Annotated in this window: 24 protein-coding genes and 1 pseudogene; 10 read left to right on the forward strand and 15 right to left on the reverse strand. The window is 69.5% G+C overall.

What is annotated here, in order from left to right; translation table 11 throughout:
• The 5 genes from AB0K82_RS11240 to AB0K82_RS11260 all read left to right on the forward strand — a co-directional run.
• A partial coding sequence (locus AB0K82_RS11240; protein WP_364395395.1) for an AAA family ATPase occupies positions 1 to 957 on the forward strand: 957 nt, incomplete at its 5' end.
• On the forward strand, positions 954 to 1631 hold the full coding sequence (locus tag AB0K82_RS11245) for a 4Fe-4S single cluster domain-containing protein (RefSeq protein ID WP_364395397.1): 678 nt from the start codon (positions 954 to 956) through the stop codon (positions 1629 to 1631). The genes AB0K82_RS11240 and AB0K82_RS11245, both read left to right, overlap by 4 nt.
• Entirely contained in the window at positions 1619 to 2782 is a 1164-nt protein-coding gene (locus AB0K82_RS11250; protein ID WP_364395399.1) for an FHA domain-containing protein, read from the forward strand. The genes AB0K82_RS11245 and AB0K82_RS11250 overlap by 13 nt, the downstream gene beginning before the upstream one ends.
• 482 nt (positions 2783 to 3264) lie before the next feature.
• On the forward strand, positions 3265 to 3651 hold the full coding sequence (locus tag AB0K82_RS11255; protein ID WP_364395401.1) for an ATP-binding protein: 387 nt from the start codon (positions 3265 to 3267) through the stop codon (positions 3649 to 3651).
• A gap of 37 nt (positions 3652 to 3688) precedes the next feature.
• The gene (locus tag AB0K82_RS11260; RefSeq protein WP_345366749.1) at positions 3689 to 4045 is read left to right on the forward strand and encodes an STAS domain-containing protein; all 357 of its coding nucleotides are present in this window, start codon (positions 3689 to 3691) and stop codon (positions 4043 to 4045) included.
• A gap of 338 nt (positions 4046 to 4383) precedes the next feature.
• Here the strand turns inward: AB0K82_RS11260 and AB0K82_RS11265 are convergent, their stop codons facing one another.
• Both AB0K82_RS11265 and AB0K82_RS11270 read right to left on the reverse strand, forming a co-directional pair.
• On the reverse strand, positions 4384 to 5037 hold the full coding sequence (locus AB0K82_RS11265) for a DUF6518 family protein (protein ID WP_364395403.1): 654 nt from the start codon (positions 5035 to 5037) through the stop codon (positions 4384 to 4386).
• Between the two features lie 89 nt (positions 5038 to 5126).
• Positions 5127 to 5408 carry a hypothetical protein gene (locus AB0K82_RS11270; RefSeq protein ID WP_364395405.1) on the reverse strand — a complete coding sequence of 94 codons (282 nt, stop codon included), beginning with the start codon at positions 5406 to 5408 and terminating at the stop codon, positions 5127 to 5129.
• Between the two features lie 230 nt (positions 5409 to 5638).
• Here AB0K82_RS11270 and bla point away from each other — a divergent pair, with 230 nt between their 5' ends.
• Positions 5639 to 6556 carry a class A beta-lactamase gene (bla, locus tag AB0K82_RS11275; protein WP_364395407.1) on the forward strand — a complete coding sequence of 306 codons (918 nt, stop codon included), beginning with the start codon at positions 5639 to 5641 and terminating at the stop codon, positions 6554 to 6556.
• A 2-nt stretch (positions 6557 to 6558) separates the two neighbouring features.
• Here bla and AB0K82_RS11280 read toward each other — a convergent pair whose 3' ends face one another.
• The 5 genes from AB0K82_RS11280 to AB0K82_RS11300 form a co-directional block, all read right to left on the reverse strand.
• Positions 6559 to 7038, reverse strand: coding sequence for a dCMP deaminase (locus AB0K82_RS11280; RefSeq protein ID WP_364395408.1), 480 nt, complete (start codon positions 7036 to 7038; stop codon positions 6559 to 6561).
• Positions 7039 to 7722: a dihydrofolate reductase family protein gene (locus AB0K82_RS11285; protein ID WP_364395410.1), complete on the reverse strand. Its 684-nt coding sequence runs from the start codon at positions 7720 to 7722 to the stop codon at positions 7039 to 7041.
• A 344-nt stretch (positions 7723 to 8066) separates the two neighbouring features.
• On the reverse strand, positions 8067 to 8351 hold the full coding sequence (locus AB0K82_RS11290) for a hypothetical protein (RefSeq protein WP_364395412.1): 285 nt from the start codon (positions 8349 to 8351) through the stop codon (positions 8067 to 8069).
• Positions 8352 to 8801: 450 nt separating this feature from the next.
• On the reverse strand, positions 8802 to 9260 hold the full coding sequence (locus AB0K82_RS11295) for a hypothetical protein (RefSeq protein ID WP_364395414.1): 459 nt from the start codon (positions 9258 to 9260) through the stop codon (positions 8802 to 8804).
• Between the two features lie 150 nt (positions 9261 to 9410).
• Entirely contained in the window at positions 9411 to 9959 is a 549-nt protein-coding gene (locus AB0K82_RS11300) for a YciI family protein (RefSeq protein ID WP_364395416.1), read from the reverse strand.
• A gap of 144 nt (positions 9960 to 10103) precedes the next feature.
• Here AB0K82_RS11300 and AB0K82_RS11305 point away from each other — a divergent pair, with 144 nt between their 5' ends.
• Positions 10104 to 10451, forward strand: a complete 348-nt coding sequence (locus AB0K82_RS11305) for a hypothetical protein (RefSeq protein ID WP_364395418.1) — start codon at positions 10104 to 10106, stop codon at positions 10449 to 10451.
• Positions 10452 to 10479: 28 nt separating this feature from the next.
• Here the strand turns inward: AB0K82_RS11305 and AB0K82_RS11310 are convergent, their stop codons facing one another.
• Positions 10480 to 11106: a protoglobin domain-containing protein gene (locus AB0K82_RS11310; protein ID WP_364395420.1), complete on the reverse strand. Its 627-nt coding sequence runs from the start codon at positions 11104 to 11106 to the stop codon at positions 10480 to 10482.
• Between the two features lie 443 nt (positions 11107 to 11549).
• Between AB0K82_RS11310 and AB0K82_RS11315 the strand changes: the two genes are divergently transcribed.
• Positions 11550 to 12572: a zinc-dependent alcohol dehydrogenase family protein gene (locus AB0K82_RS11315; protein WP_364395421.1), complete on the forward strand. Its 1023-nt coding sequence runs from the start codon at positions 11550 to 11552 to the stop codon at positions 12570 to 12572.
• A gap of 115 nt (positions 12573 to 12687) precedes the next feature.
• On the opposite strand, the gene AB0K82_RS11320 is transcribed toward AB0K82_RS11315, so the two are convergent.
• The 3 genes and pseudogenes from AB0K82_RS11320 to AB0K82_RS11330 all read right to left on the reverse strand — a co-directional run bounded on the left by AB0K82_RS11320 (position 12688) and on the right by AB0K82_RS11330 (position 15236).
• Positions 12688 to 13530 (reverse strand): acyl-CoA thioester hydrolase/BAAT C-terminal domain-containing protein, encoded by an 843-nt coding sequence (locus AB0K82_RS11320; protein ID WP_364395423.1) that lies wholly within the window; start codon positions 13528 to 13530, stop codon positions 12688 to 12690.
• A gap of 225 nt (positions 13531 to 13755) precedes the next feature.
• Positions 13756 to 14231: pseudogene (locus tag AB0K82_RS11325) on the reverse strand (DUF6000 family protein).
• Positions 14232 to 14351: 120 nt separating this feature from the next.
• Positions 14352 to 15236 carry an NAD(P)H-binding protein gene (locus AB0K82_RS11330; RefSeq protein ID WP_364395425.1) on the reverse strand — a complete coding sequence of 295 codons (885 nt, stop codon included), beginning with the start codon at positions 15234 to 15236 and terminating at the stop codon, positions 14352 to 14354.
• Positions 15237 to 15317: 81 nt separating this feature from the next.
• On the opposite strand from AB0K82_RS11330, the gene AB0K82_RS11335 reads away from it, so the two are divergent.
• A complete protein-coding gene (locus AB0K82_RS11335; protein WP_364395427.1) occupies positions 15318 to 15881 on the forward strand; it encodes a helix-turn-helix domain-containing protein in 564 nt (187 codons plus the stop codon).
• A gap of 435 nt (positions 15882 to 16316) precedes the next feature.
• Here AB0K82_RS11335 and AB0K82_RS11340 read toward each other — a convergent pair whose 3' ends face one another.
• The gene (locus AB0K82_RS11340; protein ID WP_364395429.1) at positions 16317 to 16886 is read right to left on the reverse strand and encodes a PH domain-containing protein; all 570 of its coding nucleotides are present in this window, start codon (positions 16884 to 16886) and stop codon (positions 16317 to 16319) included.
• Positions 16887 to 17157: 271 nt separating this feature from the next.
• Here AB0K82_RS11340 and AB0K82_RS11345 point away from each other — a divergent pair, with 271 nt between their 5' ends.
• Entirely contained in the window at positions 17158 to 18054 is an 897-nt protein-coding gene (locus tag AB0K82_RS11345; RefSeq protein WP_364395431.1) for a LysR family transcriptional regulator, read from the forward strand.
• An 89-nt stretch (positions 18055 to 18143) separates the two neighbouring features.
• On the opposite strand, the gene AB0K82_RS11350 is transcribed toward AB0K82_RS11345, so the two are convergent.
• The 3 genes from AB0K82_RS11350 to AB0K82_RS11360 form a co-directional block, all read right to left on the reverse strand.
• Complete coding sequence (locus tag AB0K82_RS11350) at positions 18144 to 19211, reverse strand: aldo/keto reductase (RefSeq protein WP_364395433.1); 1068 nt, start codon at positions 19209 to 19211, stop codon at positions 18144 to 18146.
• A gap of 1172 nt (positions 19212 to 20383) precedes the next feature.
• Positions 20384 to 20956 (reverse strand): hypothetical protein, encoded by a 573-nt coding sequence (locus AB0K82_RS11355; RefSeq protein WP_364395435.1) that lies wholly within the window; start codon positions 20954 to 20956, stop codon positions 20384 to 20386.
• Positions 20957 to 20970: 14 nt separating this feature from the next.
• Positions 20971 to 21105 carry a hypothetical protein gene (locus AB0K82_RS11360; protein WP_364395437.1) on the reverse strand — a complete coding sequence of 45 codons (135 nt, stop codon included), beginning with the start codon at positions 21103 to 21105 and terminating at the stop codon, positions 20971 to 20973.
• Positions 21106 to 21588: the final 483 nt, after the last annotated feature.

Consider the following 21588-nt stretch of genomic DNA (forward strand, 5'->3'; position numbering starts at 1 on the left):
GAGCACCTGCGCCGGCGCATCGTCGAGGGGGAGGAGCGGGTGCCGTCCCGCGTCGTCGGGCAGCCGCAGGCGGTCACCAAGACCCTGGACATCCTCAAGCGCGCGGTGCTGGGCCTGTCGGGCGCGCAGGCCGCCCGCGCCTCCAGCCGCCCGCGCGGCGTGCTGTTCTTCGCCGGGCCGACCGGTGTCGGCAAGACCGAGCTGGCCAAGGCCATCACCTCGCTGGTGTTCGGCAACGAGGACGCCTACCTCCGCTTCGACATGAGCGAGTTCTCCGCCGAGCACGCCGGGGACCGGCTCATCGGCTCGCCGCCGGGCTACGTCGGCTTCGAGGCCGGCGGCGAGCTGACCAACGCGGTCCGCCAGGACCCGTTCCGCGTGATCCTCTTCGACGAGATCGAGAAGGCCCATCCGCGCATCCTCGACAAGTTCCTGCAGATCCTGGAGGACGGGCGGCTCACCGACGGCCGCGGCAACACCGCGTTCTTCTCCGAGTCGATCCTCGTCTTCACCTCCAACCTCGGCACCCGCGGCATCACGCCCGGCATGCCGTACGAGGACCTGGAGGCCCAGGTGCGCAGCGCGATCACCGACCACTTCACGACCGCGCTGAACCGCCCGGAGCTGCTCAACCGCTTCGGCGACAACATCGTGATCTTCGACTTCATCGGTCCCGACGCGGCGAACAGGATCTTCGATCTGCAGCTGGCCAACATCTGCCGGCGCGTGAGTGACGAACACCACATGAAGCTCCGGCTCTCGGACGAGGTGACCGCGACCCTGCGGGCGTGGTGCACGAGCGAGCTCGACAAGGGCGGCCGGGGCATCGGCATGGCCCTGGAGTCCTACTTCATCAACCCGCTGGCCCGCGCGCTGTTCGACCGGGGCCCGGCCGCCGACGTGACGGTCTCGGGCGTGCACCGCGACGGCAGCATCGTCCGGCTGGACCTGCGGTGACCGCCGACGAGGCGGGTGGCCAGGAGCGGACACTGCTGTTGGCCAAGGCGCATTTCCCGGTCACCACCCTGGGACCCGGCCGCCGGGCGGGCATCTGGACCCAGGGTTGCACGATCCACTGCCCCGGCTGCCTGTCCCGTGACACCTGGGCGGCCGATCCGCGCACGGCCATCCCGGTGGCCACGGTTCTGGGCTGGCTGAGGTCGCTGACCGGCGTGGAGGGCGTCACCATCTCGGGAGGCGAGCCCTTCCAGCAGCCGGAGGCGCTGCGCGCGCTCCTGCTCGGCATTCGCGCCTGGGCGCCGCCCGAGATCGACATTCTGGTGTACAGCGGATACGCCGCGTCACGACTCCGCCGGTCCGCCCGCAGCCGCGAACTCCTCGAGTTGTGTGATGCGGTGGTCGCGGGACCGTACATTGAACGCCTGAACCAGGCAGATCGGGGGCTTCGCTGGCGTGGATCGTCGAACCAACAGCTCATCACCGTCAGCGACCTTGGCAGGAAACGCTATGGTGACGCCAAGAGGGGCAAAGAAACCCCCCATATGCAGGTTTCGGTGGAAGACAACCGTATCTACTACATCGGGATTCCTCGGAGGGGCGACATGGAGCGGCTGACGGAGCGACTCTCGCTCTCCGGGGTACACGCCGGGGAGGTTTCATGGCGCCCCTGACATGCCCGGTCTGTGCCGCTCCGGTACGGCAAGGGGATCTCATCTGCATCAACTGCGGAGCGAACCTGGCCCGGCGGGATGCACCACCGGCGCCCCAGCAGCCCGGCGGTTACCCGCCGCAGGACCAGGGGCAGGCGCCGTACCAGCAGCAGCAGTACGGCCAGCCGCAACAGGACCAGCAGCAGCCCTACGGCGCGCCGCCGCAGCAGCAGTACGGCCAGCCGCAACAGGACTACCAGCAGCCGTACGGCGCGCCGCAGCAGTCCCCGTACGGCCAGGACCAGCCGCCGCAGTCCTACGGCGCCCCGCAGGACCAGCAGTCCTATGGCGCTCCGCAGCAGGACCAGCAGTCGTACGGCGCTCCGCAGCAGGACCAGCAGCAGCCCTACGGCGCGCAGCAGCAGTACGACCCGTCTCCGTACGGCGGCGCGCAGCAGTCCTACGGCGCCCCGCAGGACCAGCAGCGGGGTAACCAGTACCCGCCGCCGCAGAACCAGCCCGGCGGGTACGGCGCGCCGCAGCAGGAGCCGTCCCCGTACGGCGGCCACCAGCAGCAGGACCAGCAGCCCTACGGCGGGCAGGACCAGCAGCAGCCCTATGGCGGGCAGCAGCAGTACGCCCCGCCGCAGCAGCAGGGGTACGGGGGCGGATACGGCGGCCCCGGCGCGCCGCACGTGCCGCCGCCGCCGCGCGAGCCGACCATGACCGGCGGCGAGTCGACGGCCTCGTTCACGCCGTTCTGCCCGCACTGCGGCGCCGACATCCCCGACGTCGGCAACCCGGTCTGCGTCTCCTGCCTGCGCCCGCTGCACGACCAGGGCGGCGGCCCCGGCCCGCAGCAGATCACGATCTTCATCCAGTTCTCCTCGGGCGAGGTGCAGGTCGGCGCCGGTCAGGAGCTCGTCCTCGGCCGCGACCCGGTGCAGTCGCCGGTCTCCGGCACGTTCTCCCGGTTCGACAACGTGTCCCGGCGACACGCGGTGGTCGGCCTCGACGGCAGCGGCCAGGCGTGGGTGCGCGACGAGCGCTCCACGAACGGCACCTTCGTCAACGACCGACGACTGGGACCGGGCGAGCAGGCGCCGCTACGGGACGGCGACTCCATACGGCTCGCCGCCGACGCGCGCGGCCAGGTCAGGTTCGGCCGCTGAGGTGGTCTCGTCCGTGTCGGCCCGGTCCCGGATCTCCGGGGCCGGGCCGGCGTGGATCAGCGGCCGGCCGTCGCCACGGCGGCCGTTCCCGCGCGTTCATCCGCGTCCAGGCGAGATCGGGCGGTTCATCCGCTCCGAGGCCCCTGAGGACCGCGAGCGCGCCGCACAGCGCCCCGTACGCCTCTCGGTAGACGCCACCACCGTGAACGAAGGCACCGGCCCGGGACTCGACCGGCCGGCCCTCCCCTGCCGCCAGGCTCACGACGCTCACCCCTCCCCCCGAGAAGTCCCGACAATGCGACGTGCACCAAAGGGCGGCAAATGGGTATATGACACGGGGCAAGAGCTGAGTCGTGGTGGCACGGATGAGTATGACCTCGAATGAGGGGCACGGTGAGACAGACATGCGAGGGCTCGTTATGGTGGCCAGGCACTCCATAGCGCAGCCCTGGCAGCCACCACCGAACGATTCGGCCGGCCCCATGAACGAGATGAAGTTCACGGCGGAACAGCTACCAGGTGTGCGGCGCTTCACCGAGGAGCACGCCCGCCGATACAAGGTCGACGAAGACCTGCTCGGCGACCTGGTGATCGCCGTCAACGAGATCGCCACGAACGCCGTACGCCACGGGTCGTCCCACGCCGAGCTGCGCATGTGGACCGAGAACGGCCGCGTCATCGCGGAGATCCACGACAGCGGCACCTGGACGCTCCTCGCCGACCCCGGCGGCAGCCCGCCCCCACCGGAGGCCGAGGGCGGCATGGGCATCTGGGTCGCCCGCCAGATCTGCGCGGCCGTCCAGATCAGTACGGGAATCAGCGGCACCGTCGTACGATTGGAACTCTCTCCGACAGCGCGGTACATCTGACCGGTACCGTGGGTCCTCCAAGGCCGAGGGGGGCACCATGGCAGCGCTCGAACTATCCTCCAGCCGGCATGGCGATCGCACCGTCCTGCGCATCAGTGGCGAGTTGGACATCATCAGCCGGGCTGAACTCGTCACGTTCCTGGACAAGACCATCAAGGAACACGGCGGCAAGATCATCCTCGACCTGACCGGCCTGGACTTCATGGACACCAGCGCGCTCAGCACGGTCGTCTCCTACTGGAAGCGCCTGACCGCCGGCGAAGGCGGCTTCCTCGCCCTGGCCGGCGCCCAGTACCGCACCGCTCGCGTCCTGTGGATAACCGGCCTGGCCCAGCGCCTCCCCATGTACGACGACGTCGCCGCCGCCCTGGCCGACACCGAGAGCCGCACCTGAGACGACGGCCCGAAGGCCCCCTCAAGCCTGAGAGCGCTCCGCCGACCGACACGCGCCCCTGCCGCCGGCCGCAGCCTCCACACGGACCGGTTGCGTACGCCGTCGCCGCCACGGCGACCACCCACGACGAGCCGACGCGGCGGTCGCCAGGACCGCGGCCCTGCGACGCGCACCAAGGACTCGGCAAAGGCCCGCCCGCAGGCCGCCATTCCGGGAGGTTTCGCCCTGCCTGGTCGGCTTCTCCGAGCATTCGGTACAGCTCCTGGGAGCACCACGAACCGAAAGCACTAGGAACACGGCGGCCAAGGCTGTACGGGCCGGCCTGCGCGCGGCGAGGTCTAGAAGGTCTGGTCGTAGACCAGCCCAAGCGCGAGCTCCGCCAGGAGGCCGACGGGGAGCACGACGAGCAGCCAGCGCGCCAGATCCACGTAACGGCGGCCGCGCAGCCCGAGCAGCACGCCCACCGCGACGCCGAGTCCCGCGAACAGGACGGCGCTCGCGGTGTAGTGGAGGCGCCACCCGTAGGCCACGATGGCCTCCGCGAGGAACGCCGCCGCGAGCACCGCGGCTCCCAGCCCGCGCAGTCGGCCGGGCCCGCGCCACCACAGCCGGCCGGCCATCCCGAGCACGGGCCCTCCGGCCACCGCACAGCCACCCCAGAACAGCAGGATCCCGTGCCCGCCCCCGGCGAAGTAACCGCGCGCCGCCGCCGTGACGTAGTACCCGACCAGCTCGAAGACGCACGTCGCCAGCCCAGCCACGGCGGCTCCCCAGAGCCGCCGCTGCAGGGCCCCGACCGCGAACGCCGGAGCGAGCCAGGGACTCGCGGCGTTCACCAGGCTGCTCCACGGCAGGTCGAGATACTTCTGCAGGACGTCCGTCACGGCACCCATCACGATCCCGATCGCCGGAGCGGCCAGGATCCGTACACCCCAGTGCGGAATCGCGGACCGAGCGGTCGTCTCGTCTTCGAGGGCCTCGGTGCCTGTCACGTCGACGACGATGCCATACTTCCGCCGCCCTCCGGCCGACTTCGGCAAGCCGAATGCGCGGCCACGTGGGCGACCCGGACCAAGCCGGGTCAGCTCCGTTTCGAGGGCGAGTCTCCGGCGATGGTCCGCTGCCGATCCGCCTCACGGGCGAGCACGAAGACCATGTCGTTGATCGCGCCGTCGCCGTACCGCTGCTTGAGTCGGCTCAGCACCCCCTTGCGGCTCGCTTCGGCGAGCATGCCGGTCAGGGCGAAGTGAGGGACCTCACGGCCTGCGGAAAAATCGTCGTGCACGGCTCGAGCGACGTCCATCAGATCCGAATGCGGAGCCGATTCGGCAAGCACCATGTATGAGGCGTCTTTGAGATCCATGAATGGATGGTAGGCACCCCGATCGTCGACCGCTCGCTGGTTCTGCGCATCAGGTCGCCGGACCGAGGTCGCGGCCGTCGACGACCTCGACGGGTGATGGCCATGCGTCGGCCAGGCGAGGGCGCCGATCTGCGGTCACGATCCAGACGGTACGCGTCCGGCGCTGTGGGAGGACGCCGGGTGGAAAGATGATCGCAGTGCCCGAGGGAAGTGAGAGCAGGTACTGCCGAATGTTCGTCGCGCGGTCCGGTCCGTCCCGCCGTGGTCTGCTGGTGGCCGCGGCGCTCCTGCCGCTGGCGGGCTGCGGTTCACGTGACCGCTCGGGCTCCACGGCGTCCCCGGTGCCGACTCGCAGCCCCGCCCCTTCCCCGGACACGTCGCGGTTCGCGGCGCTCGAACGCGAGCACCGCGCCCGGCTGGGCGTGTACGCCCTGGCCACCGGTACCGGCGCCACGGTGGCCTATCGCGCGGACGAGCGGTTCGCGTTCTGCTCCACCTTCAAGGCACTCGCCGCGGCCGCGGTCCTGCACCGGAACCCGCTCGGTCACCTGGACAAGCGCGTCACCTACACCAGGGCCGACGTCGACTCCATCTCGCCCATCACCCAGAACCACGTCGCGACGGGCATGACCATCCGGCAGCTGTGTGATGCCGCCGTCCGCCACAGCGACGGCACGGCCGGCAATCTGCTGATGCGCGACATCGGCGGCCCGACGCAGCTGACCGCCTACCTGCGCGAACTCGGAGACGGCGTCAGCCGGATGGACGACTACGAACCCGAGCTGAACAGGATCCCGCCGAAGGACCCGCGCGACACGACCACTCCTCGGGCGATCGCCACCGCCTACCGGGAGGTGCTGCTCGGTACCGCGCTGACCGCCGACAAGCGCGCCCTGCTCCAGGACTGGCTGCGCCGCAACACCACCGGCGGGAAACGCATCCGGGCCGGGCTTCCCAAGGGGTGGACGGTGGCCGACAAGACCGGGACCGGCGACTACGGCCGAGCCAACGACATCGCCGTCGTGTGGCCGCCCCACACCGCCCCGCTCGTGATCGCCGTCATGTCCGACCGGCCCGGATACCACACGCCGCCCGTGGAGGCCCTGATCGCCGAGGCCACGAGGCGAATCGTCGCCGCGCTGACCTGAGGTCAGCGGTCACCGCCCTGATCGAGAAGGTGGGCGTTCATCGCCGCCGCCGCCTCGGCGAGTTCGGGGATCTCCACGACGGTGATCCCGGCGGCCTCCAGGGCTCGTACTCCGTGGGCGTCCGAGACGAACACCGGTGGTTCGCGCCACGCGGTGACCACCCGCCGGATCGGCGAGTCGATGATCAGCTCGGAGCAGGTCCGGGGCCGGGATCTGCGGCGTGTGCAGGGCTCGAGGGAGCTGTACAGCGTGGCTCCGGGCAGCCGCTCGTCATCGGATGCGATCTTGCTCAGCGCGGACTCTTCGGCGTGGAAGTGCGGCCGCTCTCGCGAGAAGCCTCGGGAGATCTCGGCTCCGTGCTCATCGACGATCACACACCCGACCGAGAACGCGGTGTCGCTGGGCGGGCACTGTTCGGCCAGGTCGATGGCGAGGGACAGCCATCGGTGATCTTCGGTGCGGCTGGACGGTGTGGAGGACAACTAGATGACCTTCTCCTTGGGGAGGTAGCGCAGGAACGCGATGTCCCCGATCGGGCGGGCCTCCGCGAGCGTCATCCGGTTCCCCGGCCCGGACGGGAAGTCGCCCGGGTTGACGAACCGCGGGGCATCGGGGTCGCCGAGGAAGAACGGCGCGATGGCGAGGTGGATCTCATCGGCGAGGCCGGCGGTCAGGAACTGGGTGTGGATCGTCCCGCCTCCTTCGACCATGAGCCGTTCGACCCCCCGTCGACCGAGATCATCGAGCATGACCTCGAGATCGAGACTGGTACCGAGCCCGACGACGTCGGCCAGGTCCCTCAGCCGCTCGCGCAGACCGGGGACGGCCGCGTCGGGGCAGTAGATGAGCTTGTCCCCGCCGTGGTGCCAGAACTTCAGGTCACGGTCCAGGTCCCCGCTGCGAGTGATCGTGATCTTCAGCGGGTACGGCGGGCGACCGCGCGCCTCGCGCTCGTCGCGTCGCCTGGCGGACTTCACCAGCAGCCTCGGGTCGTCCCGCCGGAGGGTCGTGGCTCCGATCAGGATCGCGTCGGACTCGGCGCGCACCTCGTCGACCCGGTCGAAGTCGGCCTCGTTGGAGAGCCGTAGCCGGTCGGGACCGGTGTCGTCGATGTACCCGTCCACGGAGGTCGCGACGCTGAGCAGGACGTACGGACGCGTCGTCATGCGCTGTGGGAGATGGACGACGATGACCCGATGACCCGTACCACGGAAGCCCCCTCAGTAGATCTCGCTCAGATCATCCCGGACTTGAGCGCCTACGCGAGCACCACCGTACGGTTGCACCCCCGACCCGGTGGTCCCGGCCCTCGGGACAGTCACATCGGAGGGCCCCTGCTGTGGCCGGCCACGGAGTCATGGCCGCACTGCGAGGCCCCCGACTGCGATCAGTATCCCGGAGAGGATCCGTGCTCTCCCATGGTCGCCCTGGCTCAGCTGGCCGCCGGGGACTTCCCGGAGATCGCCTTCCCCGAGGGAACGGATCTGCTCCAGATCCTCTGGTGTGTCGGCTACCACTGCTCCTCGATCCCTTCTCGTCGCAGCAGGTCCAGCGTCTCCGGGCAGGTCTGCAGGACCAGGTCCATTCCGCGGGACAGGACGATCGCCCGGCTGCCGTGGTCGAGGAGTTCGGTGACGTCGGCGGGCTGGATGCCCGGGCGGTGACGCGTCCCCGTCTCGTTCCAGTCCCAGGCCCGGCCGCCGCCGGGGTACAGCTTGAAGTCCTTTCCCTCACCCACGCCCTCGCCGACCATGCGGCCCCAGGAGATGTGGGTGATCAGCGGCGATCGCTCCATGTCCGGGAGACTATCCCCGACGATCCGGGCGTCCGCGTCGGACGGGTAACGTGCGCCTTGACCATCTCTGAGGGAGGCCGTGCCCGCGATGTTCAGGCGTCTGCAGAGGCGGCTCGGCGGAGGTGCGGTCGACAGTCGTTCACGCTCACCGATCGCGGGGCCGCCGGCGGACCGGGCGATCTGGAGCTCACCTTCCTCACCAACGCGGTCGGCTGCGAGGTGTTCGTACGGCCTGCCGCGCCCTGGGCGCGGTACTGGAGCGACAAGCCTCGGGCCCGTCGCTTCGTCGTGGCGCATCACGACCTTGACCGTGTCGACTGGCTCGCGCAGGTCCGGCGGTGGACCGGGGAAGTGGCGTCGCCGACGCGCTGAGCCGAGCGCCGCTCGCCTCCGGGATGGCGCGGTACCCGCCGCACGTCACCCGCTGCGGCCATCCGGTGAGGGCGCGGATCAGGCCTCGCGCGTGTAGATGACGTCGAAATCCCGGCGCCAGTCCAGTGCGTCGGGTGAGCCTTCCCACGCGCCGGAGACCGTCCGTCCGTCGGAGCTGAAGGTCGCGGAGAACCGCTGGTTGAAACCGGGCGCCTCCCGGTACATCGTCCAGACGCCGTCGACCACGTTGAGCCGATAGACCCGGAAGACGCCCCGCGCGTCGGCGTAGAGCATGGTGAACTCGTCGCGTGAGTCGTCGAGCCCGATGATCGAGGTGACCGGCATGGGTGAGTGGGCCGCCCAGTCGGTGTCGAGCACCTCGGCGGGTTCGGCGTACGTGTACTGACGCATGAACGCGGCGTCCTCGACCCACTCGAATCGCGCGTGCGCGAAACCCATCGACCGCCCGTCGACGATCGCCTCCATCCTCCATTCACCCAGTAGGTTTTCGAGCCGCTTGAACGCCGGGTTCCGCATGGCCTTCTCCTCTTCGGTCGCCGTCACAGGTAAGACCGCCTGAACGACCAGAAGTCATCGGTACCGCGACTCGGCGACGCCACGGAGGCGGCATCTTCGTCGCGACCGGCCCGCTGACCCACCGGCGCGGTCATGGCCGGCGCCGACTCGCTACCGGCGTCCGCCGAACTCCCACGCGTGGACCTCGATGTCGGCGTACCGGTCCGGGGCCAGGACGGCGCGGGCCGTGTCCGGATCCGGCGCCCTGACCAGCACCGCCGTACCGAGCCAGGCGGTGCCGTCGTCGGACAGCAGTGGCCCGTAGGCGATCAGCTCGTCCTGATCGGGCGGCAGGGCGAGGTCGGCGTCCTTCGTCGGGCCGAGGCCGAGCACGAGGAACCGGTTGCCGCCGGTCCGGCCACCGGGGAACTCCCACATGGTGCGCCCCAGCATGTTGCGCCACCGGCGCAGCAGCACGTCCCGGTACACGCCGGCCTGATGGTTCGGCTCGTCGAAGGTGAACGCGCGGGCGGCGGCGGGGTCGGGCAGGTCGACGATGTGCACGCTGCCGGTGGGCGTCTCGCCATCGTCGGCGAAGGTCGGGCCGCGGGCGATCAGCTCTTTCGCGTATCGGTCCATGTAGGACCAGTGCTCTTCCCCCAACTCCCGGCGCAACTCCAAGGAACCGGGCCGGTCCCGGTGGTAGCAGAAGAACTCCATGCCCCACAGTCTTCACCACCGCCGCACGGGAGAAGGCGGTCCGAATCCTCGGCGAGGTGATCGACCGGGAGTTTCCCGTCGGCGACTGCCGCTGGACATGGCCGGAACAGGGCTGGGCGACGTCGGCCGCTTAGGCTCCCGACCATGCACGCCACCCTCACGGAGCACGCTCGCTGCCTCTACGGCGATGAGTACCGGCCGACGCCCGAGTGCGACCTTGAGCACCACGAGCACCACTTCGTCGAGGAGCTGACCTTCGCCGACGCCGACTCGATCCTGGCCATGCTCCGCGAGCTGTCTCCGCATCTGGTCGACGGTCGGCTTCCGGTGTGGATTCGCAACCTGGCGTACCGGCTCGTGCTCCTGCAGCGGCCCGGCGAACCGACCCTGACGCGCGAGGCGGCGGACAGCCTCTACCTGCACGGTCCCGACTGGGACCACATCGCCGCGGACCTCCGCCGCCGAGCCGATGCCCTCGAGGCAGGGGCCTAGACCCCTCGGTGGCCGGTGGTCCTCGTCGTCACCACGCGGCGGCGTCGACGTACGGCCGGGTCCAGACGGTGACGTGCAGCATCACGGACTTGGTGAACGCCGCGTGCATGCGGTCGACCTGCTCGGGTGAGGCACCCTTGGCGGCCAGGTACTCGCGCGCCGTGGCGATCACGACGGCGGTGAAGCCGAGCAGGTACCGCATCGGGATGTGGTCGAGCGAGTCGGCGTGGTCGGTGAGGTTCTTCTTGGCCCGGGTGTGACGCAGCCCGATCTCGTGCTGGTAGTTCAGCCAGTCCTGGTCCAGGGGACGGGTGCAGGCGTCAATGATGAACCGGGCGAAACGGGGCTTGCTTGCGGCGCCGTACTCCGGGTTGGGCGTGCCATCGGGATGACCGGAGTAGGCACGCATGAACGGCAGGTCGCCCAGCCGCGCCCGGTACGCGCCGACCATGTCATCGGCCTGGTCGGCGAGGATCACGGCCGCCTCGCGCAGCGCCTCCTCGTCCCCCGGCGTCAGCCCCACGACGTCCTTCAGCCGCTCAAGCTCCTGGAGGGTCAGCGGCGAGGTGGCGGCCGCCGCGGTGCCGTAGGTGTAGCCGGGGATCCGCTCGGGGTGCTCGACCACCGACTCGGATGTCGGCGTGTGGTCACTCATCCTGCTCCTCCCTGGTAAAGCCATACCCGCACGCTAAGCGCGGGACGATTCCACGACGGTCGAAGCATCATCACACGGTGAGGTGGGATCATCTGATCTTCCACAGCCGATTCGCGGCGCCACGGGTCTGCCGCACGCTGATCTCGGCCCGGCGGGAGGTCGGGAAGTCACGGATCTCGCCGCGGCGGTCGGCCCTTCCGAGGCTAGGCGGCCTCTCCTCGGGTAGGGGTGCCCTGCCAGTACACCTTTCATCAGTGCCTTTCTGCCGCGCCGACCAGCGCCTTCGATGGGTAGTGCCCTCACTTGACCGGCTGCGGGCACCGTGCCGGGAACCGAGGGGCCCGCCAGGCACGCGACGGCTTCGAGGCGGCCCTGTCGGCGGGCGGTGCGGCCGGCCATCGGCAGATCAACAGCTTGCGAGACCAACAGGACGAAGGATCATCATGCGCGCTACCTTCCTGCACGCTCCGGGAGACGTTCGGGTGGAGGAGATCGACGACCCGAAGATCATTGAGCCGACCGATGCGATCATCCGGCTGACTGCGGCCTGTGTGTGCGGCTCGGACCTGTGGCCCTACCGCGGCGTCGAGCCCGTCGACGAGCCCATGCCGATGGGGCATGAGTACGTCGGCGTGGTCGAGGAGGTCGGCGGCGCGGTCACGACCATCAAGCCGGGCCAGTTCGTCGTGGGCTCGTTCGTGGCCTCCGACGGCACCTGTGAGATCTGCCGCTCGGGCTTTCCCTCCTCCTGCGCCCACCGCGTGTTCATGTCCCAGGTCGGCACCCAGTCCGAGCGCGCCCGGATCCCCTGGGCCGACGGCACTCTGGTCGCCACCCCCGGCATCCCCGAACCCGACCTGATCCCCAGCCTGCTGGCGGCCTCGGATGTGCTGGGCACCGGCTGGTTCGGCGCGGTGGCCGCCGAGGCCGGGCCCGGCAAGACGGTCGCGGTCGTCGGCGACGGCGCCGTCGGCCTGCTGGCGGTGCTGGCCGCCAAGCAGCTCGGCGCCGAGCGGATCATCGCCATGAGCCGCCACGAGACGCGCCAGAAGCTGGCCCGGGAGTTCGGCGCCACCGACATCGTCACCGAACGCGGCGACGAGGGCGTCGCGCGGATCCAGGAACTGACCGGCGGGCTGGGCGCGCACTCGGTCGTCGAGGCGGTCGGCACCCAGGAGTCGATGCAGCAGGCCATCGGCTCCACCCGCGCGGGGGGCCACGTCGGCTTCGTCGGCGTCAGCCACGACGTCAGCCTCAGCGGGGAGGACCTCTTCTTCGCCCAGGTCCACCTGCTCGGCGGGCCGGCCCCGGTACGCCGGTTCCTGCCCGAACTGATCGACCTGATCTGGCAGCGGAAGATCGACCCCGGCAAGGTCTTCGACCTCGCCCTCCCGCTGGACCAGGCGGCCGAGGCCTACAGGGCGATGGACGAGCGCCGCGCCATCAAGGCCCTCCTGCGCGTGTGACCCGCGACGGCCACCGCGACTCGAGCAAGGAGTCCCCGGATACGGGCTCCCTGATCATCCAGCGACGTCGGCCGGTGTCGCCGTCAGCGGAGAAGTCGATTCCGGTGACGGTCGATCAACGCAGACAGAGACGGAGGATGTGCGGCCACGCGGCGGCTCCGAGCTCGGCGTCGGCCGATGGATGACCCCCGTAGCGGAAGTGCGGTGCCGCGGGAGCAGGGCGTTCCCCTGGAAGGCGCGGCCGGTGGCCGGCGTCGGCTCGGCTGATCAGATGAGTCGTGCCGCCAGAGGCGCGGTGACGATCGGCCAGTCGCTCGGCGAAGGGAAGCGACGGCCACATCGCATCGTCCCCTCCGGCCACCAGCAATACGTCGGCCCGGGTCTCCTCAATGGGAATGCTGGCAGCGGGCAGCAGATCAGCGAACGTCTCTTCACTCCGCTCGTACCAGCCACGAATGGCGACGGGACGATCCTTCGGTCCAGCGGCCCATTCATCGTCGTAGGGGACGAACGGCAGCGGGTGGCCCTTCCAGGTCCAGGACGATCGGTACGGATGCCGCTGACCGTCTCGTCCCGGGCCGACGTTCGCCCATACGACCGAGGTCGGCGACAGCGCCACGACTCCGTCCACCCGCCGGTCGTAGACGGAGGTGAGCAAGGCGGCCTCCGCCCCCTTTGACACACCCAGCAGGCAGAACCGGCGCACCCCCACGGATTCCAGCAGATCGATGGCGGACACGAAGGTCTCAAGGGGAACCTCGCAGATGCCCGGCGGCTGCCCGGAACCTCCGAACCACCGAATCGACAGGGCGACCATCCCCTCTCGCGCGAGGATCCGAGCCCTCTCCTGCTCGATGCGCCCGCTGGAGCCTGACAGGACGAGTACGCCCGTGCCGCTATCTGAGTCCGGGGCGACCAGAACGCCTTCCCACGGCTCGGTCAGCTCACGCTCCTCCATGTTCGCCTCCGCTCGTCCCTCGCCACGCGTACGCATCGGAGGTGTACGGCATATGCGCACGAGCCTTTCTCAGGGGACCTCGCGTACTGCCTTATCCCACATCCCCACGACGGAGACAACGTGTCCATCCGTATCACTCCGCTGACCGACCCCGCTCACACCCACTCCAGTCGGCGCCTTGGCGCGCAGCCGGCAGGCACGAGTCGAACGCGCATGCGACGACGGTCACTCCGGCGCGCCGGGCGCTTGAAGCATGCATTCGTCGGCGAACGCACAGAGTCGCTTCATGTAGCCCTTGAAGCGTTCCCGGACCTGCTGGTCGGCTACGGGCTGTTGCCAGGAACGGCCCAGGACGCCCGCCGCGCGATCGGTTCCCAGTTGTTCGTCCAGATACAGGAGCGCGCCGGTCACGAAGTGCTGTTCGTAGAACGGCTCTGGTGGGGACAGCCTGCGCTCAAGAGCCCTGGCCAGAAGCTCGGCGTCGGAGTGTTGTCCGAAACGGGCAAGGGCGAAGCATAGCCGGCGCCGGCCTTCATCAGCGCGCCGTCGCGCAGCAGGGAACCGATGCGGTCGCGGAACCGTGTTCGGTGATCGAGGCCGATCAGCCACGCCGCGGTGAGACGGGAACGCCACTCGCTGGTGAGCAGAGAGTCGAGTTCATCGTCGGTGATCTGGCGTGCGTCTTCGGCCAACGATCGCATCAGCAAAGACCGTCTCGGCTCACCGTCCCGGCGCCTCCCCGCTCCGGATCTTCGGCAGGATCCTGGTGACCAGGCCTTCACGGACGCGCCCCGCGGGGCAGGTCATGCTTCCGCTTCGTGTCAGGATGCCCGGGCGTCCGCGGCCGGCTTGAGCACTTCCCTGCACCAGGTGCGGAAGTCTGTTGAGGTGGGCGCGGCGGCCGCCCAGTCCGCGTCGTAGATGCCCTGGTCCTGTGCGGCGAACGCCTCGGTCAGGTCCTTGACCGTCTGGTCGCCGGCGCCTCCGGAGCGGAGCAGCGACACGTAGTCGTCCATGCTCATACGACGGTAGGTGACCGGACGCCCGAGTTCCTGGCTGATCACCTCGGCCATCCCGTCAGGGGTCAGTCGGTCGGGGCCGAACACGGGGAGGTTCTCCTGCCCGGTCCAGGACAGATCGGTGAGCAGGCCGGCGGCGGTGCCGGCGATGTCCCGTGTCGCGATCGTCGCCAGCGGCAGGTCACCTGCGCAGGTCAGGTAGAACGCGCCTTGCCCGCAGATCGCGTCGAGTTGCCGGAGGAGGTTCTCCATGTAGAAGGGCATGGACAGCGCCCGATACGCCGCACCGGACCTGCCGAGTTCGGCGTCCATCGCGAAGGCCGCCGAGAGGACGCCGGCCGGCGTCGGCCAGCCGTGCCCGGCGCTGGACACCCCGACGACGTGGCCGACATCGTGGCGGGCGATGGCGGCGGCGCCCACCCGGGCGAAATTGAGGTAGTGCTCCTCGGCGCTCGGCGCCTGCGGGTTCGGCGGGACGAGCCAGAACAGCGCTTCGGCCCCGGGCAGTGCCTTGTCGAGCACGGCCGGATCGTCGTGGGAGCCATCGATGATCTCGACCCGCTCGCGGACCCCGTCATCCAGACGCGAGGCGTCACGGACGATGACCCGGACCTCCTTGTCCTGGTCGAGCAACTGACGGACCAACCGGCTGCCGATCTGCCCTGTCGGTGTGGTGATGACGAACATCGGACCCTCCATAAGCTGAACATGAACTCCGGTTCCGAATATAGCGGGCTTCCGCCTGAGGTCAACTAGAGTGAAGTGACCATGACCGCTCCCGAACGCCCGCTGCGCGCCGACGCCCGGCGCAACCGCGAGGCCGTCCTCGACGCCGCCGGCGAGCTGTTCGCCCAGCGAGGCGACGCCGTGCAGATGGACGAGATCGCCGAGCGCGCCGGCTTGGGCGTCGGCACCCTCTACCGGCACTTCGCCGACAAGCAAGCGCTACTCGCAGCGATCATCGGCCGCCGATTCGAGGCGATGACCACCCTCGCCCGCGCCGCCGACGAGGCCGAGGACCCCTGGGCGGCGTTCGAGACGCTGCTCTACGGCTATCTGGAATCCGCACAGGCCGACGCCGCGTTCCGCTTCGCGCTCCTCGGCCCGGAAGAGCCGAGCTGGAACGACATCGCCGCCGAGAAGACAGACTTCTCGGCGATCACCGAACGCATCGTGCGGCGCGCCGTCGACGCCGGCCGCCTCCGTGAAGACTTTCGCGCCGATGACTTCGTCCTCATCACCCGCGGCGCCATGGCGAACATGACCGGCGCCGGTGGCTGGCGTAGACACGTCACGCTGTTGCTCGAGGGCATCCGCGGCGCCGAACACTGAAGGCCCGCTCCTCGACCGGAACGGGGCCGGCTACGTGACACCCCGTCGCTTCTCAGCGGCACGACCACCCGTACACGCAGTATCGGTCCGCCGTGCCGTGAGACGCGGCCAGGACCCGTCCGACGGATCTTGTGGTGCTCCACGGCAGTACGGAGACCAGGGTGATCACTGCCCGACAGTGGAGGGTTCGTCACCCTGGTCGGCCGAGCCGGCAGCCGGGACGGCTCCGGTCCGCCACCCCCGGCGTACCGAATGCTCGGCAACCGCGGTTCAGCACGAGGACAAGGCCCGCATGTCAGCAGCACACGCGGGCCTTCGCCGAGCATCCGGTCCCGATGCTCATCCGGGATCCTCCGGAGCAGTTGTCAACAAGAGCGTTAGCAGCGCCCCTCGGCGAGAAGTCGGCATTCTCGCAGCTCGTGACCGTACGCTCGCCTAGCCCTCCATGGCGACGCCGAGCACGATGACGATCGTTATGAGCAGACCCAGGATGAGTCCGATCGCCTGGGGCGTCAGCCGGTTCCGCAACCGCTTCGGCGGCTGGAACCGCGCGGCCGACTCCGTGTTCAACTCCCACCAGTTGACTACCCGCTGGAAATCAACCTGGAAGTCGGGGTCGGGGTACCGGGTGCTGTGCTGGAGCGCAGGCAGTGAGCGACGCCGCCCGTCCGCGAGGGTGATACGAGCCGCGAGCGCCGTCCCATATTGGCTCTTGGTCTCGCGTACGTCGATCCACCGGATCTCCTGCCAGGAGTAGGTACGACCACGCCCGATACCCCAGCAGATGGTTATTCCGGCCGCCCCGACCGTGGTCCAGCTCCGGAGCGCCATGGAGATGCCAAGACCGACGAGCGCGACCGTCCCGAGCAGCAACCAGCAGCAGGCCACGACGCCGAGTCGATAGAAGGCAAAGCCTCCTTCGACGACCAGCCCGAGGCCCAGCGCCGTGAAATGCGGCCAGGATGGGTGATACCGATCTTTCCCTCGGAAGCTCAGCTCGTTCACGGAGCGCACGCTACATCTCCGGCCCTCGGATGGATCACTCACCCGTGGCCGGCCGTCGTCCGGCGTCGCTCCTGCTCACAGACGCAGGCCAGGTGATTCGAGGACGAGCCGACCCGGACCGCGGGGCCGGTCACGGCCCGAGGACCGGAAGCGGCGGGGAGAACCCCGTCTACCGAGGCTGGAACCTCACCTGTTGTTACAGCGATTACTGTGATTACAGTGATACAAGCGGGGTGGACGGCGGTCCACCGCGGGGAGGGGGCGGGAGCCGATGAGCCTTCGTCAGTTCGAGTACGCCCTGGCCGTTGCCCAGGAGGGGTCGGTGACGGCGGCGGCCGAGCTGCTGCACGTCGCCCAACCGTCGATGTCCCAGCAGATCCGCAACCTGGAGCGGGAACTCGGCGTGCAGCTGTTCGCCCGCACCCCGACCGGACTGGTGCCCACCGTGGTCGGCCGCGCGTTCCTGCGGGAGGCGGAGGCCGCGGTGAGCGCGGCGCGGCGGGCGAGAGCGACGGCACGGGCCGGCGCCGATGAGCTGGTGGGCGAGCTGGTGGTCGCGGCACAGATGGGCCTGGGCACGCGGCAACTGCCGGGCGCGCTGGGCGCGCTGCGCCACCGCTTCCCGCGGCTGGAGGTCACCGTCTTCGAGGAGCCGAACCTCGCCGAGTTGGAGCGGCTGGCGCGCCGGGGCGTACTGGACCTCGCCCTGGTGGCCGGGCCATGCGGGGAAGAGCTGTACGAAGGCCACCGCCTCGGCGACGAGGAGTTCGTCGTGGTGCTGGGCGCCGGGCACCGGCAGCTCGCCGCGGACCGGGTCGAGCTGCGTGACCTGGAGGGAGAGCCGTGGGTGAGGTTCGACCACAACAGCGCGCTCGACGGCGTGCTGCGGGACGTTCTGCGGGGCAACGGGCTCGCCCCCACCACGGCCGCCCGCGTATCCCAGACGGCGACGGCCGTGCACTGGGCCGCCCACGGACTGGGTGTCACGCTCGTCCCGGCCTCCGCGGTGCCCCACGGTCACGAGCACCTCGCGCGCCCGGTATTCCCGGTCGTGTCCCAGCCCGTCGTCGCCGCGGTCCGGCCCGGCGCGGGCCCTGCGGAAACGGCCCTGCTCGAACTCTTGCGTCAAGAGACCTGGTACAGCTTCGCCTCCTCACCGGTGCCCTGAGGGCCGAGAGGGAGTCGAGTGATCGGACGGGGAACGCCGATGATCGCCCCGAGGGCGGCGGTAGTGCCGCCCCCCCGAGGCTCGATCGGCTACCGGCGGCGGGTTTCGATCTTCAGGTCGCCCTTGGTCACCGTACGGATGTGGTCACTGGCGAGCATGTCGTGCGGAGCACCGAGTTCGATCGCGCCGGCCTCGTCGAGGCGGGCCAGTTGGGAGGCGGTGAAGTCGACCTCAAGGGCGCCCAGGTTCTCCTCCAACTGCGCGGGGGTACGTGCGCCGATGATCGGCGCCGTCACGCCGGGGTTCTGCAGGACCCAGGCCAGCCCGACCTGGGCGGGTGTGCGGCCCAACTCCGTGGCGATCTCCTTCACCACCTCGGCGATGCCGAGGTTTCGTTCGGTGACCGCACCCAGGGCGAAGTTGAAGTTCTTGCGGGTACCGTCGTCGGATGCGATGTTCGTCGCGACCAGGTCGTCACGGCTGTACTTGCCGGTGAGCACCCCGCCGGCCAGCGGTGAATACGGGATCACGCCCAGCCCCATCTCGCGTGCCATGGGGATCAGATCGCGTTCCCCGGCACGGTCGATCAGGTTGTATTCGATCTGCAGCGCGACCAGCGGCGACCAGCCGCGCAGGTCGGCGATCGCCTGCATGCGCGACACCTGCCAGGCCGGGGCGTTGGAGATCGCCACGTACAAGACCTTGCCCTGCCGGACCAGATCGTCCATGCCGCGCAGGATCTCCTCAACCGGCGTCGTGAAATCCCACACGTGCAGGTAGAGCAGATCGATGTAGTCCGTCCTCAGCTGTCGCAGACTGGCTTCCACCGACGCGAACAGGCTCTTGCGGTGGCTGCCGCCAGAGTTCGGATCACCAGGACGGCGCAGCGTCGAGTATTTCGTTGCCAGCACCAGGCTTTCGCGGTTGTCGCGGGTGAATTCGCCCAGCAGGCGCTCGGAGCTGCCATTCGTGTAGGTGTTGGCGGTGTCGATGAAGTTGCCGCCGCGCTCGACGTAGAGGTCGAACAGCTTGCGCGCCTGCTCCTGCTCGGCGCCCCAGCCCCACTCGGTGCCGAAGGTCGCCGCGCCCAGCGCGAGCGGCGAGACCCGCAGCCCGGAGCGGCCCAGCAACCGGTAGGTGTCGAGGGTGAGCGACATTTTGTCCTCCTGTGCTTCTGAACCGTTGTCGAAAACAAGTCGACGGCGTGCAGCGCGCCAATTTTTCGAGGAATCGCGGCGGGCAGCTCGTCGAGCCGTTTCACGGTACGGCCGGGAAATAACAGGAAGCAAAGACGAAATGTCAGCAGGGGCCATAGGGAATTCCTATGGGCGCCGGCCGCCATGATCGCGCGGAACATCTCTGCACGCGGTGTCGAAGGTTCTGGGCGATGCCAGCATCACGATCACCAGGACGTGTACGGGCACCTGCTGGAAGGCGGCAGGCGTGCGGCGGCGACGTCCATGAGCCGGGCCCCGCTCGGGTCGTACCCCTCGGTGGCACCCAGCATGGCTCCCATGGCCAAAGACAGAGCCGCCGATCTCAGGGCCGCGACGGCGACGTGGTACTCGGCTTCCGCGCATCCCGCGTGGATTTATGAGTATCGAAAGATCACACTTAGACGGGTTTCCACCGCCACCCGTTGTTGTCCTCACACCTGATTTTCTCGCCGTTTCCTGCGATACCGCCGGCTGAGCTGTGCGTTCCGTGGCGGCCTGGCCGGCCAGGGCGATCCGAGGCCAAGGTGATCCGGACCGCAGCGAAGCAAGGACTGGAAACGCCGCGGCAGCACGTCATCGTGATGGCGGGACGTGCATGGCGGGGTCGTAGGGCGTGCCGTCGCGCCAGCAGGCGTGCATGACGCGAAGCCAGGCCCGGCCAAAGAATGCGGACGGTGCGCGGGTGGCGTTCGCCGCGGTCACGGGCGCGTTCGTAGAGGTCGGCGGCCCAGGGGTCGTCGTGTCGGCTGTTGTCGGCGAAGTGGCTGAGTGCCTTGCGCGCGGATCGGTTGGCGCGACGCCCTCCCGGACCGAGGCCTTCGCCCGCCGCCGGTCAGCGATCACGATCCGCTCGTCCTCGGTCAAGAACCGCGACGAGGCCCCGGCCACCAGCACCTTCCGCGCCGGAGGCCGAGACCTCTTCGCGCGACCTTCCGGTCGCCCGTTCCGCCACTCACGCCCCGGTCCGCGGGTTCACACCCACCACACGACACGCCTGGCTGTTACTCAACCCCTGCGCCACCAGAGCAAGAGGGCGACCTGCGTGTGCGCCGAGTGCGGCACACGCACAGCGTCGGCCCGCGGACACGTCCGGGAGTCCGCAGCACCGCTGCTCATTGCACGCGCCCCTTGTGGGTCTTCGTGGCTTTGCCGGACGGGGTCGTGCAGGGCGCCTCACCGGTCGCGCCGCAGCGCGGGCACGCAGCGGGCGCCGTGACCGGCTCCGTGACCGACTCGGTGACCGGCTCCGTGACCGACTCGGTGACCGGCTCCGTAGCCGACTCGGTGACCGGCTCCGCGGCCGGCTCCGTAGCCGACTCCGTGACCGGCTCCGCGGCCGACTCGGTGACCGGCTCCGCGGCCGGCTCCGTAGCCGACTCCGTGACCGACTCCGTGACCGGCTCCGCGGCCGACTCCGTGACAGGCTCCGTGACCGGCTCCGCGGCCGGCTCCGTAGCCGACTCGGTGACCGGCTCCGTGACCGGCTCGGTCGCCGGCTCGGGCTCCGGCGCCTCGTGGGCCGTGGACACTGCGAGCCTCTTGTCATCGGGGTCCTGCTTGTGCCTTGCGCGGTCGCGCTGTGCCGGGGCGGGGTCAGCCGCTTCACCGAGGGGGTGGTCGGTCGAGCGGGGGTCGCGTCCCTTTTTCTCTCGGATGTACGCCTTGACGCGTTCGATGATCTTCACGGTCGGGGGGCTCCTTAGCGTCGGGTACCGGGCCGCGCGGGCAGGCTGGACGCGGTCTCTCGGATCGCATCGGTGCGTTCGGCGTCGACCTGGTCACGCTTCTCGAAGGTCATCAGATCGTAGGGCAGGCCGCAGCTGTACTCACCCATGAGGACCTGTCACAGGCTTCCGCCGGCCTGCTGCGGGATGACTGTGTTACACCTGATGGAGGGGGACAAGCGGGCTGCCGCGACGTCCATGAGCCGGGCTCTGTTCGGGTCCTGACCCGGTGGCTCCCATGGCCAAAGGCAAAGGCCCGTTCCTTGCTCGGAACGGGCCTTCGACCTGGTGCGCAGCCGGAGGGATTCGAACCCCCAACCTTCTGATCCGTAGCAAGATCGAAAGTGTCCAAGAGCGTCCACAAGCGTCCACTGACCTGCTGCTCGGCTGTTGGAGTGTCCGGATGTGTCCACGATGGTCCGGGGTCGTTGTTAGCAGAGGCGTTAGCATCCGCCGTGGGCATGCAAAGCTTCGGCATTCGGTGGCAAGCGGACCCGGAGCGCAGGGCCGGCTACGGCCCGAGCACCGGAAGCCGCGCGGCAGCGATCGCCCCCCGCCCTCTTCAACGGTATAAGCACGGCGATCGACTTGAA

It is taken from the genome of Actinoallomurus sp. NPDC052274, from assembly GCF_040679475.1.
GTDB lineage: Bacteria > Actinomycetota > Actinomycetes > Streptosporangiales > Streptosporangiaceae > Actinoallomurus > Actinoallomurus liliacearum.

Excerpts from the sequence above, each read along its gene's own strand:
- AB0K82_RS11295 (WP_364395414.1), bottom strand. The coding sequence starts at position 9,260 with ATGCGGAACCCGGCGTTCAAGCGGCTCGAAAACCTACTGGGTGAATGG.
- AB0K82_RS11360 (WP_364395437.1), bottom strand. The coding sequence starts at position 21,105 with ATGGGTGAGTACAGCTGCGGCCTGCCCTACGATCTGATGACCTTCGAG.
- AB0K82_RS11310 (WP_364395420.1), bottom strand. The coding sequence starts at position 11,106 with ATGAGTGACCACACGCCGACATCCGAGTCGGTGGTCGAGCACCCCGAG.
- AB0K82_RS11335 (WP_364395427.1), top strand. The coding sequence starts at position 15,318 with ATGACCGCTCCCGAACGCCCGCTGCGCGCCGACGCCCGGCGCAACCGC.
- AB0K82_RS11330 (WP_364395425.1), bottom strand. The coding sequence starts at position 15,236 with ATGTTCGTCATCACCACACCGACAGGGCAGATCGGCAGCCGGTTGGTC.
- AB0K82_RS11285 (WP_364395410.1), bottom strand. The coding sequence starts at position 7,722 with ATGACGACGCGTCCGTACGTCCTGCTCAGCGTCGCGACCTCCGTGGAC.
- AB0K82_RS11255 (WP_364395401.1), top strand. The coding sequence starts at position 3,265 with ATGAACGAGATGAAGTTCACGGCGGAACAGCTACCAGGTGTGCGGCGC.
- AB0K82_RS11250 (WP_364395399.1), top strand. The coding sequence starts at position 1,619 with ATGGCGCCCCTGACATGCCCGGTCTGTGCCGCTCCGGTACGGCAAGGG.
- AB0K82_RS11260 (WP_345366749.1), top strand. The coding sequence starts at position 3,689 with ATGGCAGCGCTCGAACTATCCTCCAGCCGGCATGGCGATCGCACCGTC.
- bla (WP_364395407.1), top strand. The coding sequence starts at position 5,639 with ATGTTCGTCGCGCGGTCCGGTCCGTCCCGCCGTGGTCTGCTGGTGGCC.
- AB0K82_RS11345 (WP_364395431.1), top strand. The coding sequence starts at position 17,158 with ATGAGCCTTCGTCAGTTCGAGTACGCCCTGGCCGTTGCCCAGGAGGGG.
- AB0K82_RS11300 (WP_364395416.1), bottom strand. The coding sequence starts at position 9,959 with ATGGAGTTCTTCTGCTACCACCGGGACCGGCCCGGTTCCTTGGAGTTG.
- AB0K82_RS11305 (WP_364395418.1), top strand. The coding sequence starts at position 10,104 with ATGCACGCCACCCTCACGGAGCACGCTCGCTGCCTCTACGGCGATGAG.
- AB0K82_RS11290 (WP_364395412.1), bottom strand. The coding sequence starts at position 8,351 with ATGGAGCGATCGCCGCTGATCACCCACATCTCCTGGGGCCGCATGGTC.
- AB0K82_RS11350 (WP_364395433.1), bottom strand. The coding sequence starts at position 19,211 with ATGTCGCTCACCCTCGACACCTACCGGTTGCTGGGCCGCTCCGGGCTG.
- AB0K82_RS11315 (WP_364395421.1), top strand. The coding sequence starts at position 11,550 with ATGCGCGCTACCTTCCTGCACGCTCCGGGAGACGTTCGGGTGGAGGAG.
- AB0K82_RS11270 (WP_364395405.1), bottom strand. The coding sequence starts at position 5,408 with ATGGATCTCAAAGACGCCTCATACATGGTGCTTGCCGAATCGGCTCCG.
- AB0K82_RS11320 (WP_364395423.1), bottom strand. The coding sequence starts at position 13,530 with ATGGAGGAGCGTGAGCTGACCGAGCCGTGGGAAGGCGTTCTGGTCGCC.